The 15184-nt window shown below is 64.9% G+C and carries 16 protein-coding genes; 8 read left to right on the top strand and 8 right to left on the bottom strand.

The window, feature by feature from the left end; translation table 11 throughout:
- Nucleotides 1-33 precede the first annotated feature (33 nt).
- The 4 genes from WJU21_RS08450 to WJU21_RS08465 are packed head-to-tail and all read right to left on the bottom strand — an operon-like array spanning nt 34 to nt 4136.
- Complete coding sequence (locus WJU21_RS08450; RefSeq protein ID WP_346322968.1) at nt 34-705, bottom strand: pyrimidine 5'-nucleotidase; 672 nt, start codon at nt 703-705, stop codon at nt 34-36.
- Complete coding sequence (locus tag WJU21_RS08455) at nt 705-1613, bottom strand: D-amino-acid transaminase (protein ID WP_346322969.1); 909 nt, start codon at nt 1611-1613, stop codon at nt 705-707. The genes WJU21_RS08450 and WJU21_RS08455 overlap by 1 nt, the downstream gene beginning before the upstream one ends.
- 2 nt (nt 1614-1615) lie before the next feature.
- On the bottom strand, nt 1616-3196 hold the full coding sequence (gene nadB / locus WJU21_RS08460) for an L-aspartate oxidase (protein WP_346322970.1): 1581 nt from the start codon (nt 3194-3196) through the stop codon (nt 1616-1618).
- A gap of 1 nt (nt 3197) precedes the next feature.
- Nucleotides 3198-4136: an ABC transporter ATP-binding protein gene (locus tag WJU21_RS08465; protein ID WP_346322971.1), complete on the bottom strand. Its 939-nt coding sequence runs from the start codon at nt 4134-4136 to the stop codon at nt 3198-3200.
- A gap of 127 nt (nt 4137-4263) precedes the next feature.
- On the opposite strand from WJU21_RS08465, the gene WJU21_RS08470 reads away from it, so the two are divergent.
- On the top strand, nt 4264-4455 hold the full coding sequence (locus tag WJU21_RS08470) for a zinc-finger domain-containing protein (protein ID WP_346322972.1): 192 nt from the start codon (nt 4264-4266) through the stop codon (nt 4453-4455).
- A 4-nt stretch (nt 4456-4459) separates the two neighbouring features.
- On the opposite strand, the gene WJU21_RS08475 is transcribed toward WJU21_RS08470, so the two are convergent.
- A complete protein-coding gene (locus WJU21_RS08475) occupies nt 4460-4753 on the bottom strand; it encodes a HigA family addiction module antitoxin (RefSeq protein ID WP_346322973.1) in 294 nt (97 codons plus the stop codon).
- 168 nt (nt 4754-4921) lie between these two features.
- Between WJU21_RS08475 and polA the strand changes: the two genes are divergently transcribed.
- The 4 genes from polA to WJU21_RS08495 all read left to right on the top strand — a co-directional run bounded on the left by polA (nt 4922) and on the right by WJU21_RS08495 (nt 9688).
- Nucleotides 4922-7699 carry a DNA polymerase I gene (gene polA, locus WJU21_RS08480; RefSeq protein WP_346322974.1) on the top strand — a complete coding sequence of 926 codons (2778 nt, stop codon included), beginning with the start codon at nt 4922-4924 and terminating at the stop codon, nt 7697-7699.
- A gap of 10 nt (nt 7700-7709) precedes the next feature.
- A complete protein-coding gene (locus tag WJU21_RS08485; protein WP_346322975.1) occupies nt 7710-8492 on the top strand; it encodes an SDR family oxidoreductase in 783 nt (260 codons plus the stop codon).
- A gap of 139 nt (nt 8493-8631) precedes the next feature.
- Complete coding sequence (locus WJU21_RS08490) at nt 8632-8889, top strand: hypothetical protein (RefSeq protein ID WP_346322976.1); 258 nt, start codon at nt 8632-8634, stop codon at nt 8887-8889.
- 115 nt (nt 8890-9004) lie between these two features.
- A complete protein-coding gene (locus tag WJU21_RS08495) occupies nt 9005-9688 on the top strand; it encodes a LuxR C-terminal-related transcriptional regulator (protein WP_346322977.1) in 684 nt (227 codons plus the stop codon).
- A 13-nt stretch (nt 9689-9701) separates the two neighbouring features.
- Here WJU21_RS08495 and WJU21_RS08500 read toward each other — a convergent pair whose 3' ends face one another.
- The gene (locus WJU21_RS08500; protein ID WP_346322978.1) at nt 9702-10016 is read right to left on the bottom strand and encodes an NIPSNAP family protein; all 315 of its coding nucleotides are present in this window, start codon (nt 10014-10016) and stop codon (nt 9702-9704) included.
- Between the two features lie 147 nt (nt 10017-10163).
- On the bottom strand, nt 10164-10772 hold the full coding sequence (locus WJU21_RS08505) for a cysteine hydrolase (protein ID WP_346322979.1): 609 nt from the start codon (nt 10770-10772) through the stop codon (nt 10164-10166).
- Nucleotides 10773-10976: 204 nt separating this feature from the next.
- Here WJU21_RS08505 and WJU21_RS08510 point away from each other — a divergent pair, with 204 nt between their 5' ends.
- From WJU21_RS08510 to WJU21_RS08520, 3 genes are all read left to right on the top strand, one after another.
- A complete protein-coding gene (locus WJU21_RS08510; protein WP_346322980.1) occupies nt 10977-12170 on the top strand; it encodes a cytochrome P450 in 1194 nt (397 codons plus the stop codon).
- A 179-nt stretch (nt 12171-12349) separates the two neighbouring features.
- Nucleotides 12350-12904, top strand: coding sequence for a hypothetical protein (locus WJU21_RS08515; protein ID WP_346322981.1), 555 nt, complete (start codon nt 12350-12352; stop codon nt 12902-12904).
- Between the two features lie 69 nt (nt 12905-12973).
- Entirely contained in the window at nt 12974-13156 is a 183-nt protein-coding gene (locus WJU21_RS08520) for a hypothetical protein (protein WP_346322982.1), read from the top strand.
- A 33-nt stretch (nt 13157-13189) separates the two neighbouring features.
- On the opposite strand, the gene WJU21_RS08525 is transcribed toward WJU21_RS08520, so the two are convergent.
- On the bottom strand, nt 13190-14917 hold the full coding sequence (locus WJU21_RS08525; RefSeq protein WP_346322983.1) for a BCCT family transporter: 1728 nt from the start codon (nt 14915-14917) through the stop codon (nt 13190-13192).
- Nucleotides 14918-15184 lie beyond the last annotated feature (267 nt).

Raw genomic sequence — 15184 nt, forward strand, 5'->3', positions numbered from 1 at the left:
GGCGCGGAGACCATAGCCGCGCCGGAGGTCGTGTCAATCGGCTAGACCGGCCACCTCGGCCAGCCAGGCGGACAGGTCGTCGGCCACATAATCGATGAAGCCGCCGTCGGCGCCCGCGCGCGACCATTCGGAGGCGGTCGGCACCCAGACCGTTGTAATGCCCAGGTCGTGGGCCGGGATCAGGTTCTTGGCCAGATCCTCGACCATCACCGCGTCGTCCGGGTCGATGGCATAGGCCTCGATCAAGGCGGTGAACGCACCGGGATCGGGCTTCGGGATGAAATCCGAGGCGAGCACGTCGAAGGTGCCCTCGAACAGGTGGGTGATCCCCAGCCGTTCCATGACCCGCGCCGCGTGCCCGGCCGAGCCGTTGGTGTAGACGATCTTGCGCCCCGGCAGCACCGCCAGCGCCTTCGCCATGCGCTCGTCGGGCATGACAACGCTGACGTCGATGTCGTGCACATAGTCGAGGTAATCATGCGGATCGATGTCGTGATGGCGCATCAGGCCGGCGAGCGTGGTGCCGTACTGCATGAAGTAGTCCTTCTGCACCCGGCGCGCCTCGATCAGGTCAACGCTGAGGAGCCTGGAGATATAGGCGCCCATCTTCACGTCGATCTGGGCGAACAGGTCGCAGGCCGCCGGATAGAGCGTGTTGTCCAGATCGAAGATCCAGGTAGCCTTGCCGTGGAGTTCGTGTGCCATCAACCGCCCAGCGTCTGGAACGCCGCCTCCGGGTCGGCCGCGAACGACGCCAGGTGCCGCCGGTAGAGGCCAACCAGTTTTTCAGTGATCTCGCCCGGCGCGCCGTTCGCCACCGGTTTGCCGTCGATGGTCACCACCGGGATCGGGCCGCCGGTGGTGCTGGTGAAAAACGCCTCCTTCGCGGCCTGTGCCTCGGCCACGGTGAAGGCGCGCTCGTCAACCTTCAGGCCCGCATCCCGCGCCTGGACGATCACCACCTGCCGGGTGATGCCGGCCAGGATGTTGTTGGACAGCGGCCGGGTGACAATCGTTCCATCCGCCTCGACGATCCAGGCATTGGTGGACGCGCCTTCGGTCACCTTGCCGTCCGCGCCGACCATCCATGCCTCGAACGCGCCGGATTCGCGGGCCGCCTGCTTGGCCAGCGCATTGGGCAGCAGCGACACGGCCTTGATGTCGACCCGGCCCCAGCGCTGGTCCGGCATGGTCGCGACGGCGACGCCCGACGCCGCCCGGGCCGCGACCCTGGAAAAATCCAGCGGGCGGCAGGTCATGATCACCGAAGGCTTCACGTTCAGGGGAAAGGCGCTGTCGCGCGGCGAATGGCGCAGGCCGGGTGCGCCCCGTCCCACCTGAACGTAAAGCAGGCCGTATTGCAGGCGGTTCCGGCGCAGCATCTGGTTCGCGATCACCATCAGCGCCGCGCGGCCCGGTTGGCCTTCGATGCGCAACTCGGCGAGCGACCGGTCGAGCCGGTCGAGATGCGGCTCCAGGTCGGCGATCCGGCCGCCGATGACCGCGATCACCTCATAGGCCGCGTCGGCGAACTGTACCGCCCGGTCGTCCACATGGATCGCCGCGTGGGCATAGGGCACATAGCGGCCGTTGACGTAGGCGACCCGCGACATGATCAGGCCGGCGCCAGCACGGTCGGCACCGCTTCCGGCAATGTATCCGGATAGTCGAGCGTATAATGCAGACCCCGGCTTTCCCTGCGCGAGGCCGCCGACTTGACGATGAGGTCGGCCACGGTCACCAGGTTGCGCAGCTCCAGCAGATCGGAGGTGACCCGGAAATTGCCGTAATATTCCTGGGCCTCGGCGCGCAGCAGGTCGATGCGGCGCTGGGCGCGGCGCAGGCGTTTGTCGGTGCGCACGATGCCGACATAGTTCCACATGGTGCGGCGCAGCTCGTCCCAGTTATGGGACACGACGACCTCTTCGTCGGAATTGGTCACGCGGCTTTCATCCCACGGCTTCAGGTCGGGCGGCGGCGGCAGGCTCTCCAGCTTTTCCAGGATGTCCTGGGCGGCGCTGGTCGCATAGACGACACATTCCAGCAGCGAGTTGCTGGCCAGGCGATTGGCTCCGTGCAGGCCGGTATAAGACGCCTCGCCGATGCAATACAGCCCCTCCACGTCGGTTTGGCCGTGCCGGTCGACCATGACGCCGCCACAGGTATGATGTGCGGCCGGCACCACCGGGATCGGTTCCTTGGAGATGTCGATGCCGTATTTCTTGCACTGCTTGTAGATGTTCGGGAAGTGCTCCTTGATGAAGCTCTTCTTCTTGTGGCTGATGTCGAGATAGACGCATTCGAGACCCAGCCGCTTCATCTCGTGATCGATGGCGCGGGCGACGATGTCGCGGGGCGCCAACTCGCCGCGGGGATCGAATCGTTTCATGAACCGCTCGCCGCTCGGCAACAGCAGCTTGCCGCCTTCGCCGCGCACCGCCTCGGTAATCAGGAAGGTCCGCGCCTCGGGATGGTAGAGGCAGGTCGGATGGAACTGATTGAACTCCATGTTCGCCACCCGGCAGCCGGCGCGCCAGGCCATCGCAATGCCGTCGCCGGTCGAGCCGTCCGGGTTCGAGGTATAGAGATACACGCGGCTGGCGCCGCCGGTGGCGATGACCGTCGCCTTGGCGCCGAAGGTCTTCACCCGCGATTCCGTCTGGTCGTACAGATAGGCGCCCTGACAGGGGCCGCGCTCGCCCGACGCGTCCCGGTTGATCAGGTCGACGGCGACGTAATCCTCCAGCACGGTGATGTTGGGATGGAGCTTGGCCTGTTCGTCCAGCGTCCGCTGCACCGCCTTGCCGGTGGCATCCTTGTTATGGATGACCCGGCGGTGGCTGTGGCCGCCCTCGCGGGTCAGGTGCCAGGGGCCACGTTTGGTGGTGTCGAACAGCACGCCCTGATCGAGCAGCCACTGGATGGCGGCGGGACCTTCCTCGACGGTGAAGCGGACGGCGTCCGGATCGCACAGTCCGGCGCCGGCGATCTCGGTGTCCTGCACATGGGAATCGAACGTGTCGGTGGCGCTGAGCACGGCGGCGATGCCGCCCTGCGCCCAGTTGGTGCTGCCCGAATCGATCCCGGCCTTCGAGACGACGCCCACCTTGCAATGGTCCGCCACGCACAGCGCCAGGGTCAGGCCGGCCGCGCCGCTGCCGATCACCAGAACATCGAAAACGGCATCGTTGGCCATGTTATTTCCGGCTGGTCAGACTGATGAAGATGTCCTCGAGATCAGCCTCGCGCATGGTGAGGTCGAGGATGGAATAACCGGCGCCATGCACCGCGCCGAGCACCTCGTCCACCTTGTGCAGGCTGGCCGAGTAGCGCACGCACAGCTCGTTGTCGGCCAGCGTTTTCGTCTGGAAACCGAGCAGCCCCTCCGGAACGCCCGTCACCGGACGATCGAGACGCAACACCAGCTCGCGCTCGTCGATCCGCTGCAGCAGGGTCTGGGTCGGCTCGTTGGCGACCACCGCGCCCTTGTCGATGATGGCGATGCGGTCGCAGAGACGCTCGGCCTCTTCGAGGTAATGAGTGGTCAGCATGATGGTGACGCCGCCGCTCTTCAGTGCCTCGATATGCTCCCAGAGCTGCTGGCGAAGCTCGATGTCGACACCGGCGGTGGGCTCGTCGAGCACCAGGATCGGCGGGCTGTGCACCATGGCCTTGGCCACCAGCAGCCGGCGCTTCATGCCGCCCGACAGGGCGCGGGCATAGGCGTTGGCCTTGTCGGTCAGGTGCATGGCCGCGAGGATTTCCATGGTGCGGCGCTCGGACTTGGGCACGCCGTAGAGGCCGGCTTGCAACTCCAGCGCCTCGAACGGCGTGAAGAACGCGTCGAAGCTGATCTCCTGCGGCACGACGCCGATGCTGGCGCGGGCGCCGCGCGGATGCTTGTCGATGTCGTAACCCCACACCCGAACCTCGCCCTCGGTCTTGTTGACCAGTCCGGCGAGGATGTTGATCAGGGTGGACTTGCCGGCGCCGTTGGGGCCCAGCAGACCGAAAAACGAGCCGCGCGGAATGTCGAGGTCGATGCCTTTCAGCGCCTCGTGCGGACTGAAACCCTTGCCGCCGCGATACTGCTTCCGCAGTCCCCGGATCTCGATGGCGTTATCGGGCGCGATCATGGGGCGACGGATTTCCTGCATGCCTGTTGTGTGGCGCGCACTATCGGTTGAAGTGCGAGCGGCAATCCGTATCATCCGCTCAGGCAAACCTCAACGACCCTGGCGTCATAAAAAGCGAACAATCACTGTGCCGAATTCCGCAGCACCCGCGCCCGAGGCGCCAGAAGTCATCCACACCCATACGATCGAGGTCGTCTGCGACGGCGGCGACGGCGCGCTGGGCCATCCCCGCGTCTACCTCCACATGGACGAGACCGGCCGGGTAGAGTGTCCCTATTGCGACCGGCTGTTCATTCTCGACGGCGACGGCAGCCACTAGGCTTTCACGCCCCTTCATCTCCCCGGCGCGGCAATTTGCCGATCGCCTCGCCCGCCCGAAGCGCGGCTACACGGAGGTCGTGGGCGGATTGAAGATTCATCCAGAATTGCGGCGTCGTGCCCAGCCAGTGGCTGAGCCGCAGGGCGGTATCGCCGGTGATCGAGCGTCGGCCGCGGATGATCTCCGAGAGTCGGTTGGCGGGTACGTCGATCTGCCGCGCCAACTCGGTCGGCGTCACCCCGATGTCCTGCAACGCATCGGCAAGATACTGGCCGGGATGGACGGGCGCCTTTGACATATCGCCTCCTGAACACCACAACCCTTTGATATTGCGGATATGTATTATGTACGTCAAGCATACTTCTTCTGATCTAACAGGTCTGAAGCCGCTGTGCGCAGCCGCGTTCATCCGCCAGCCGCACGAAGGGCTGGCCTCGGCGTGTCCGGCTCGGCATGATGCGGCCCCATGAGCGAACGCGAGCACATCTTCCTGATCGACGGGTCCGGCTACATCTTCCGGGCCTACCACGCCCTGCCGCCGCTTTCGCGGCCGTCAGACGGCACGCCGGTGGGCGCGGTCTATGGCTTCTGCAACATGCTGTACAAGCTGCTGGAAGACAGCGGCGCCGAGGCGCCGACCCATCTGGCGGTGATTTTCGATGCCGGCAAGATCACCTTCCGCAACGAACTTTATCCGGCCTACAAGGCCAACCGGCCCGAGCCGCCCGAGGACCTTGTCCCGCAATTCGCATTGATCCGCGACGCGGTCCGCGCCTTCGACGTGCCCTGCATCGAGCTGGAAAACTACGAAGCCGACGACATCATCGCCACCTATGCCCGGCAGGCCCGCGAACGGGGCGCCACGGTGATCATCGTCTCGTCGGACAAGGACCTGATGCAGTTGGTCGACGACAGCGTGATGCTGCTCGACACCATGAAGAACAAGCGGCTGGGCATTCCCGAAGTGTTCGAGAAGTTCGGCGTGGCGCCCGAGAAGGTGGTCGACGTGCAGTCGCTGGCCGGCGATTCCGTCGACAACGTGCCCGGCGTTCCCGGCATCGGCGTCAAGACCGCCGCCCAGCTCATCACCGAATATGGCGATCTGGATACGCTGCTGGCCCGGGCCGGCGAGATCAAGCAGCCGAAGCGCCGCGAATCCCTGATCGCCTTCGCCGACCAGGCCCGCATCAGCCGCGATCTGGTGCGCCTCGACGACCGGGTGCCGATACCCGAGGGCATCGACGACATCAAGGTGCGGCCCATCGACTATGCAAGGGCGGTCGCCTTCGTCGAGGCCAATGGCTTCCGCGGCCTGGCCACCAAGCTGGGGGCGCGTGCCGGCGGCGGCTCGGCGGCGTCCGGCCCCATGCCGGCGCACCCCCGGCAGAAGATCGAGACCACCGGCTACGACACCATCCTGAGCCTCGAGGCGCTCGACATGTGGATCGAGTCGGCAGCGGACCAGGGATTTGTCGCGGTCGATACCGAGACCACATCGGTGCAGCCCATGCTGGCCAGCCTGGTCGGCGTCTCGCTCGCCATCCAGCCCGGCAAGGCCTGCTACATTCCGGTCGGTCACACCGGCTCGGGCGGCGCGGGCACGCTGGATCTGGACGGCGACCGGCCGGAGCAGCTGCCCAAGCAGGCGGTGCTCGACCGGCTGAAGCCGTTGCTCGAGGATCCGGGCGTGCTGAAGATTGGCCAGAACATCAAGTACGATGCGGTGATGTTCGCCAAGGAAGGCATCTCGGTCGCGCCGATCGACGACACCATGCTGATCTCCTACGTGCTGGAAGGCGGCGCCCACGGCCACGGCATGGACGAGTTGTCCGAACTGCATCTGGGCCACAAGCCCATCAAGTTCTCCGAGGTGGCGGGCAGCGGCAAGAGCCAGGTCACCTTCGACCGGGTGGCCATCGACACCGCCACCGCCTATGCGGCCGAGGATGCCGACGTCACGCTCCGGCTGCATCAGGCGCTGAAGCCGCGGCTGGTGCCGGAACATCTGGTGACGGTCTACGAGACGCTGGAGCGGCCCTTGTCGCCGATTCTGGGCGCCATGGAGCGCGACGGCATCAAGGTTGACCGGGAACGCCTTGCCACCCTGTCGCGGGAGTTCGCCGACGGCATGGCCTCCTTGGAGAAGGAAATCTACCGGCTGGCCGGGCGCGAGTTCAATATCGGCTCGCCCAAGCAGCTGGGCGAGCTGCTGTTCGACGAGATGAGCCTGGGCAGTACCCGCACCGGCAAATCCGGCGCCCGTTCGACCGGCGCCGATGTGCTCGAGGACCTGGCGGCGCAAGGCCACGACCTGCCCGCCCGCGTGCTGGACTGGCGCCAGCTGTCCAAGCTGAAAAGCACCTATACCGACGCCCTGCAGCAGCAGATCGACCCGGTCACGCAGCGGATTCACACCTGCTTTTCCATGGCCTCGACCACGACCGGCCGCCTGTCGTCGACCGAGCCCAACCTGCAGAACATCCCGATCCGCACGGCGGAAGGCCGCAAGATTCGCCAGGCCTTCATCCCGAAGGAACGACACAAGCTGATGTCGGCCGACTACAGCCAGATCGAACTGCGTGTCCTGGCGCACATGGCCGACATCGCGGCCCTGAAGCAGGCATTTGCAGACGGCCTCGACATCCATGCCATGACCGCGTCGGAAGTCCTCGGCATTCCCATGGAAGGCATGCCGCCGGAACAGCGCCGCCGCGCCAAGGCGATCAATTTCGGCATCATCTACGGCATCTCGCCCTTCGGCCTGGCGCGCCAGCTGTCGATCCCGCAAAGCGAGGCCAAGGCCTATATCACCCGCTATTTCGAGCGCTTCCCGGGCATCAGGGCCTATATGGACGAGACCATCGCCCAGGCGCGCGAGCGCGGCTACGTCACCACCCTGTTCGGCCGCCGGGTGCATATCAAATCCATCAACGACAAGAACCCCGCGCTGCGCCAGTTCGGCGAGCGCGCGTCGATCAATGCGCCGATTCAAGGCTCGGCCGCCGATATCATCCGCCGCGCCATGGTGCGCATGCCCGCGGCGCTGGAGAAAGCCGGACTGCGCACCAGGATGCTGCTGCAGGTGCACGATGAACTGGTGTTCGAGGTGCCCGCCAACGAGATCGATGCCGCAGGCGATCTGGTTCGCACCGTGATGGAAGGCGCAGCCTCGCCGGCGGTCGATCTGTCCGTGCCGCTGACGGTCGGCGTCGGCGTCGGCGACAACTGGGACGAAGCCCACTAAGGAAATCGACATGACGAACGGGAAAACTGGCCGGGTCGCCGGTAAGGTGGCAATCGTGACCGGCGCGGCGGGCGGGCTGGGATCGGCTATCGCACGGCGGCTGGCGCAGGAAGGCGCGAGCGTCGTGCTGACCGACATCAACCTGGCCGCGGCAGAGGCCATCGCCTCGGAAATTCCCGGCAGCCTTGCCCTGCAGCACGACGTCACCGACGAGACGCGCTGGCAGGAAGTCCTCAAGACGGCGGCCGACCGGTTCGGCGCGATCCATGTGCTGGTCAACAACGCGGGAATCGGCTCGGTGGGGAACATCGAGCAGGCCGAATTCGCCGAGTGGAAAAGGGTTCACGCCATCGACCTGGACAGCGTTTTCCTGGGTTGCAAGTACGCGGTGCCGTATCTGCGCGCGGCGGCGACGCCCGAACGGGGCTGCGCCATCGTCAACATCTCCTCCATCGCCGGCATCGTCGCCGGGCACAATGTGCCGGCCTATAATTCCGCCAAGGCGGCGGTCCGGCACCTGACCAAGTCGGTGGCGCTGCATTGCGCGCGCAAGGCGCCGGGTGTCCGCTGCAATTCGGTGCACCCCGCCTTCGTGGACACGCCGATTCTCGATGACATTGCCGTCAACATGAGTCGCGAAGAAGCCCTCGGAAAGCTCGGCCGCCAGATTCCGCTGGGCAAGGTGGGCGAGCCCGACGACGTGGCCTGGGGCGTGGTCTACCTGGCGTCCGAGGAATCCAAGTTCATGACCGGCTCGGAGCTGGTGCTGGACGGCGGAATCAGCGCGATGTAGCACGCCGGACCCGGCCGGACGCCCAGACTGTAAATTCTTACAGTTCCCCTGAAGCGAATTTTGGCGTGTCCTATCCCCTGGGTGGAAACGCCGTAAAAAGCGGCTCGGAACACGAGATCGGGGGTCCCAGGGAATGCCGGTGGCTAAACCCACGTCAGTGGTCAGGGAACAGCCAAGGCTGCGCATCGAGCACCGCGTCATGGTGGCGGCGACGGGCGGCGCCTTGCACGACCAGTCGCACAGGCTGGAAAAAATGCTCGATGAATTCTATGTTGAACATGGGTCGGCGTGGGAACTGGTGAACATGTTCAAGGTGGGAACATCGGACTTCATGGCCAACCATCAAGAATTGTTGTTCATTTTCCAGCGCAGGACCTACCAGGCGGCTTCAGACTAATCGCGCCGCATTTGGCGCGGCAACAGGTTTACCGAGGGTTATTTTGAGACAAATTCACGTTGAGAGGCTTGCTCCCATTCAGGGGGTTGAGCCGAACAGTTCGCTCATTGACTTCGTGCGCAAGGCGCCCGACGAAGGCGCGCTGGGCCGCCGTTTTCAGAAGGTCATCCAGAGTCTCGGCTTTTCCCATTACATCTATTCCCAGATCGACGTCAGCCAGCCGCGGCTGTACATGATCTGCTCGACCTATCCGGACGAGATCCGCCGCGTCTGGGCGGATACCAGCGTCGCCGTCCGCGACCCGCTCATCGCCTACGTCATCACCAAGACCACGCCCGTCCGGCGCAGCGACATCGACGACGACGGCTCCTGGGCCAGCGACATTTTCCACGGATTGAAGGATTTCGGCATCTATTCGCCGGCCTGGCACTTTCCGGTGCGCGACCAGACCAATTACATGGGGCTGTTCGCCGTGACGCCGACCAAGGCCGACTACGAGGCGCTGGGCCCGCAACATTTCGAGCACGCGGAAATGCTGATGCCGGCGCTGTGCAATCAGGCGCACGAGACCTGGTGCCAACTGACGGCCGGCGGCGGCGACAACACGCCGATGCTCAGCGACCGCGAGGTCGAAATCCTGAGCTGGCTGAGCCACGGCAAGTCCACCGAGGACATTGCCGAGATCATGCAGATCGCCGAGCGGACGGTGAACTACCATGTGGCGAACCTGAAGACCAAGCTGGGCGTCGAGACCCGCGCCCATGCCGTGGCTCAGGCCATGCGGCTGCGGATCATTTGATCCGGGGCCGACGTCAGCGTGCGTAGGGCACCTTCTGGACCATGGTGACCACTTCTTCCTCGAGCGTTTCCTCGAGCAGCTTCCAGAACGCCGGATAATCGGGACGCTCGGCAACCTTCTTCATCACCTCGGCATAGGCGTTCGCATCGGGAATTTCCCAGATGTCGATCACCGTGTGAAGCCGGCCGACCGTGGTTACCCACGCACCGATCAGCTTCCAGCCGTAGCTCTCGATGATCGGCACCTGTTTGGCCATGCCTTCGCAGAAGCGGTGGTAACCGTCCATGCGGACCTTCAGGGTGACGTGCAGATAAAGCGGTGATGACATGAGGCTCTCCCGGTTTCTGGCGGTCCCAAGCATGGCGCCCGCCAGCCGCGCTTTTCCAGAGAAAAATTTGCCGCGACACGCCCTCGCTTCTGCCCGCGAAAACCTGCCTGCCCGGCACGCTGCCGGGCGCCTTCCCGTCACGAGCCGCTAGAGGCGCCAGGATTCGATCACTTCCGCTGCGCTCAGGGTCTGGATCTGCTGGCTGTACCGCCGGCGATAGAGGCCCATCAGCGCATCGTGCCCCTCGTCGGAAGAGCTGCACACCGCATCGGTCACCAGATAGACCCGGTACCCCCGGTCGACCGCGCCCAGCACGGTCGCGAGCACGCAGGAATCGGTCTCGGCACCGGTCACGATCAGGCCATCCACGTTCTTGGCCTGCAACAGCCGGTCCAGCGCCGGAGTGCCGAACGCCGAGTAGGTTGCCTTGTCGACGATTGCGGCGGGCGGCACGTACCGGTCGAGGGGAGGCGCCAGATCAAGCATGCGGGCCGGCAGCCGGTCGCGGGTGATATGGCGCCAACGCCGGTAATAATGTTGCCAGGCTCCGGGCATATCCTCGGGTTCGAGCGGCGGTATGAACCGGGTGAACACGGTGCGCTCGGGACTGCGCTGCGCGATCCCGGCGGCGACTGGCAACACCGAGTCCATCCAGGGCGCGGCCCATGGCCCGCCCGGCGCGAACAGGCGCTGCATGTCGATGCACAGATGCACCGTGCGCTCGTCGGGCGGCCCAAATCCGCTGTCGGTCCCCATGCATGTGTCTCCACTGGTCTGGCCGCGTGAAAAACCTCGCCCGGCGCGGATGGTTCCTGCGGGAGCCCGCCGGAAAGCAGCTGAATGCGCGGATTGGCGCGGCCACAATATCTGTGGCCGGATCCAATGCGCCGGAACGCCAGCGCCATATGCAGTCGAATCGTCGGGAACTCTCGGTTAGTCTCGATGCCGGAGGACCAGAGCATGACCGATTCGGAAGTGGCGCGGCGTCTTTACACGGACTTCCACATCGAGGACCCGCTGTTCGACGAGCACTTCGAGGAAACGCTCGACGACTTGCTGGACGGCTGCCCAGTTGCCCGCAGCCGCGATGGCAGCGGCTATTTCGTGATCAATCGCTACGAGGATGTGTACCGCTGCGCCCGCGACTGGCGCACCTTCTCCAGCGCCGATGGCTGGATGCTGAACGCACCCGAAGGCTCGATCCCCATCCTGCCCGAGGATTCCGACCCGCCCTATCACAACACCTGGCGTCACGTGCTGAACCCCTTTTTCAGCCGCGGCAAGGTCGGCGGCCTGGAGGACTTCGCCCGGGCTTGCGCCCGCGAGTTGATCGAGGCCTTGGCGCCCAGGGGCGCGTGCGAGTTCATCGCCGACTACGCGGCCATCCTGCCGGGCCGCATCCTGTTCGAGCGCATCCTGCCGGTGCCGGTGGCCGACCTGCCGGTGCTGTTCCAGGACATCGACACCTTCTCGTTCGGCCCTGTCGAGGAGCGCGGACCGGCATTTGCCCGGGTCCACGCCTATCTCGAGGCCTTCCTCCGCGACCGCAGCGCACAACCGCCCCAGGGCGACCTTGTCGACCTGATCGTCGCGGGCGTGGACAAGGACGGCGCGCCGTGTCCGTGGGAGGACAAGGTCTATATTATCCTCGACGTGGTGTTCGGCGGGCTGGCGACGACGACGCATGTCATGTCGGGCGCCATCCATCACCTTGCGACCCATCCCGAAACCCGCGATATGCTGCGGGCCGATCCGGGTCTGATCGACGCAGTTGTCGAGGAGGTCATTCGGCTCTATCCGCCCGTGGTGGCCGCCGCGCGCACCGTGCGCGCCGACACAGAGGTGGCTGGCGTGGTTTTGAAGCCGGGCGATCGGGTGGCGCTGAACTTCGCCGCCGCCAGCCGCGATCCGGCGGCTTGCGATGCCCCCGGCACCTTCGATCCGAAGCGCAGCCAGATCGTCCACACCACCTTCGGCGTCGGCCCGCACCGCTGCCTGGGCGAGCATCTCGCGCGGCTTGAGATCAAGGTGACGGTGGAGGAATTCCTGCGCCGCATCCCGGCGTTCGAGTTGGTCCCGGGATCACCGCCTGTCTACGAGAGCGGCCAACTCCGGACCATGAAGAACCTGGCGTTGCGCTGGCCGGTCGGATAGCGCCTTGCCGGCCGGGACGCCGTGCCCGGTCCGACCGGACGTTTCTTGGAGAAGTCGCCGCCGCCGCTGGGGCCTGCGGTTCCACCGGCGCCGGGTCAGCCGGCCACGGATTGATCTGTCTCAATGGCCGATCCCTCCGGATGCGCGATACAATGAAGTCATTCAAAAGGAGTCAGATGATGCCCGAACAGCCGGTGGAACCAATTCGGGAAGCGGTAGGCGTGTTCACCACATTCGAGTCGCTTCAGAGTGCCATCGACGAGCTGCTCACGTCAGGCTTCGACCGGGCCGAGCTCAGCCTGCTGGCGGGCGAGCACGCGGTCGAGGAGAAGCTTGGCCATACCTATCGCAGGGTTGCCCAGCTTGAAGACGACGAGACCGTTCCCCGCGCCTTTTATGTGAACCCGGAATCGGTCGGCGCCGCTGAGGGCGCGCTGGTCAGCGCCCTGCTGTATGTCGGTGCCGTTGCCGGTGCGGGCGCGATCGTGGCCACCGGCGGCACGCTGGCGGCGGTCATCGCCGGTGCAGCACTCATGGGCGGCGCTGGCGGCGCCATCGGTACGGTGCTTGCCGTGGTGGTCGGCGAACATCATGCCCAATATCTGCAGGAACAGCTGGATCATGGCGGACTGCTGCTTTGGGTCAGAACCTGGGATGCGGATCGCGAAAAGCGGGCCGTCGGCATCCTCGAGAAACATTCCGGCAAGGACGTGCATGTGCACGCCATCCAGTAAGGCCCGCCACCCGCGGAAATCCAGCCCGGCCGGCGCAGTCCGTCCCATCCGAACATCAGGAGAGCGACCATGAGCAGTGCGACAGCAATCAGGGCGGTCTATGGGCCGCCGGAACCAGGGCTTCCCTATCTGGCCGTGACCATTTCACCGGCCGGCGATGTCGTCGCCACATCGCACCCGAACTTTGACGAAGCCGAGGCGCGCGTTCTCCGCAACATCACCGAATCGTCGAAGGAACTTGGCAGCGACTGATCGCCGGCGCCCGTAGCGGGAGGATTCGCACATTCAGCGCGAGATCCCCTGCGTCGGGTCGCTTTTTGGATCGGGCATGTCTGCCTCGGGCGCGGTCGGGTGGACCTCCTCCTCGGCTTCGCGCGCCGCCTCACGTTCGGGTTCTCGCAAAAAGAACTGCTCGATGCGCGCGTTGAGCACACGGGCACTTTCGTCGCGTATGGCGAATTCCTTGGACAGGTCCCGGTAGAGGGAAAACGCGATCAGGATCATCAGCAGCATGAACGGAAACGCGGTGATAATCGAGATGGTCTGCAAGCCGCCCAGCCCGCCGCTGAAGAGCAGCGCGGCGGCGAGAACGAGGATCATCACCCCCCAGAAGACACGCACGAAACGCGTCGGGTTCAGCACGCCCTTGGAAGTGAACATGCCCAGGATGAAGGTCGCCGAATTGGCCGACGTCATGACAAACATGGCGACCAGCAGGACCGTACCGGCGACCAGCATCCGGCTGGCCGGCAATTGGTCGAGCAGGACGTAGAGGCCGCTCGGCGCCTCATTGGCCACGGCGTCGGCGATACCGGCCTGCTTGAACAGCTCGAAATACACAGCCGACCCGCCGAAGACCGAGAACCAGAGCATGCTGAGCGCGACGGGGACGATCATCACGCCCAGCACGAACTCCCGGATGGTCCGTCCTCGCGAGATACGGGCGATGAAGCTGCCCACGAATGGCGCCCAGCTGAGTCCCCACGCCCAATAGAACATGGTCCACTGCTCGACCCATTGGCCGCCGGAATATGGTGACGTCACCAGGCTCATTTCGACGATGTTTCCCAGATACTCACCCAGCGTCTGGGTGAGCACGCCGAAAATGAATGAGGTCGGGCCGAGAACGGCGACCGCAACCAGCAACGCCGCCGCGATCGCCATGTTGGCGTTGCTGACGTAACGGATGCCTTTTTCCAGCGGCGTCACCGCCGTAACGAGGAACACAAGGCCCAGCCCGAGGATGATGGCGAGCTGGGTGGAATAGCCATAGTCCACATCCAGAAACCGGACGACCCCGCTGTTCAGCTGCAGGGCCCCGAGTCCGAGGGTGGTCGCAACCCCGAAAACCGTCGAGACCACGGTCAGGATGTCGATCGCCTTGCCCCAGGTCCCATCGACGCCACTGCCGATGAGGGGTCTGAAGGTCTCGCTGATCAGGCCGCGGCTGTTGTGCCGGAACCGCACATAGGCAATGGAAAGGCCGACGATGGCAAAGTTTGCCCACTGATGAATGCCCCAGTGGAAGAACGAATATCGCATCCCCGTCTGCGCCGCCTCGAAAGAGCGGGGCGTGCCGATCCCGAGGGGCGGCTCGTTGAAATGGGTCAGAGGCTCGGCCACCCCCCAGAACACAAGGCCCACGCCCATGCCCGCCGAGAAGATCATGCCCAGCCATGCGGTATACGAGAATTCCGGCGGCTCGTGGTCGGGGCCGAACCGGATGGTCCCGAACCTGGAGACGGCAAGAAAGATCGCAAAGCAGGCGAAGCCACTGGTCACGAAAAGATAGAGCCACCCGAAATTGTGGGCCGTGACATCGAGAAGCCGACTTGAAACCGCGGCGACAGACACCGGCACCAACGCCGCAAGGGCGGCAAAACCCAGGATCACGATCATGGAGACAAGGAAAACAGCGCCGACATCGCCCAGCATGCGCCGGGCAAAGTGTGACAGCATGCCGCGGCGGCGCTCGGGGGAAGACGCGGCGAGTTTGCTTCTTGAGTCGGTCAATTGTCCTGCCTGCGCAAAGCTGCGCCCGATTGAAGCCCCCGCGCTCAATAGACGGCGCGCGGAAGTGCCACCGTAGGTGATTTTGGACCGCCAGACCAAGGCGCAGGAGAGGCCGCAGGCAAAACACCGCGCTGGCTCATCAACTCAGAAAGGCGGCTGCGGAATGCCCGGACGGCGACAAGGCGTCCTTTTTGGAACTTGGCAAAAAGAAAATTCTGCGGCGCTGTGTCCGGATCGTGCCGGCCAATTTGTCCGCCGCTCCAGACA

The sequence above is a fragment of the Emcibacter sp. SYSU 3D8 genome, from assembly GCF_039655875.1.
Taxonomy (GTDB): domain Bacteria; phylum Pseudomonadota; class Alphaproteobacteria; order SMXS01; family SMXS01; genus RI-34.

Bases quoted from the DNA above. Each gene is read 5' to 3' on its own strand.
- WJU21_RS08485 (WP_346322975.1), top strand. From the start codon at position 7,710: ATGACGAACGGGAAAACTGGCCGGGTCGCCGGTAAGGTGGCAATCGTG.
- WJU21_RS08510 (WP_346322980.1), top strand. From the start codon at position 10,977: ATGACCGATTCGGAAGTGGCGCGGCGTCTTTACACGGACTTCCACATC.
- WJU21_RS08465 (WP_346322971.1), bottom strand. From the start codon at position 4,136: ATGATCGCGCCCGATAACGCCATCGAGATCCGGGGACTGCGGAAGCAG.
- WJU21_RS08455 (WP_346322969.1), bottom strand. From the start codon at position 1,613: ATGTCGCGGGTCGCCTACGTCAACGGCCGCTATGTGCCCTATGCCCAC.
- WJU21_RS08475 (WP_346322973.1), bottom strand. From the start codon at position 4,753: ATGTCAAAGGCGCCCGTCCATCCCGGCCAGTATCTTGCCGATGCGTTG.
- WJU21_RS08500 (WP_346322978.1), bottom strand. From the start codon at position 10,016: ATGTCATCACCGCTTTATCTGCACGTCACCCTGAAGGTCCGCATGGAC.
- nadB (WP_346322970.1), bottom strand. From the start codon at position 3,196: ATGGCCAACGATGCCGTTTTCGATGTTCTGGTGATCGGCAGCGGCGCG.
- WJU21_RS08520 (WP_346322982.1), top strand. From the start codon at position 12,974: ATGAGCAGTGCGACAGCAATCAGGGCGGTCTATGGGCCGCCGGAACCA.
- polA (WP_346322974.1), top strand. From the start codon at position 4,922: ATGAGCGAACGCGAGCACATCTTCCTGATCGACGGGTCCGGCTACATC.
- WJU21_RS08515 (WP_346322981.1), top strand. From the start codon at position 12,350: ATGCCCGAACAGCCGGTGGAACCAATTCGGGAAGCGGTAGGCGTGTTC.
- WJU21_RS08505 (WP_346322979.1), bottom strand. From the start codon at position 10,772: ATGGGGACCGACAGCGGATTTGGGCCGCCCGACGAGCGCACGGTGCAT.
- WJU21_RS08450 (WP_346322968.1), bottom strand. From the start codon at position 705: ATGGCACACGAACTCCACGGCAAGGCTACCTGGATCTTCGATCTGGAC.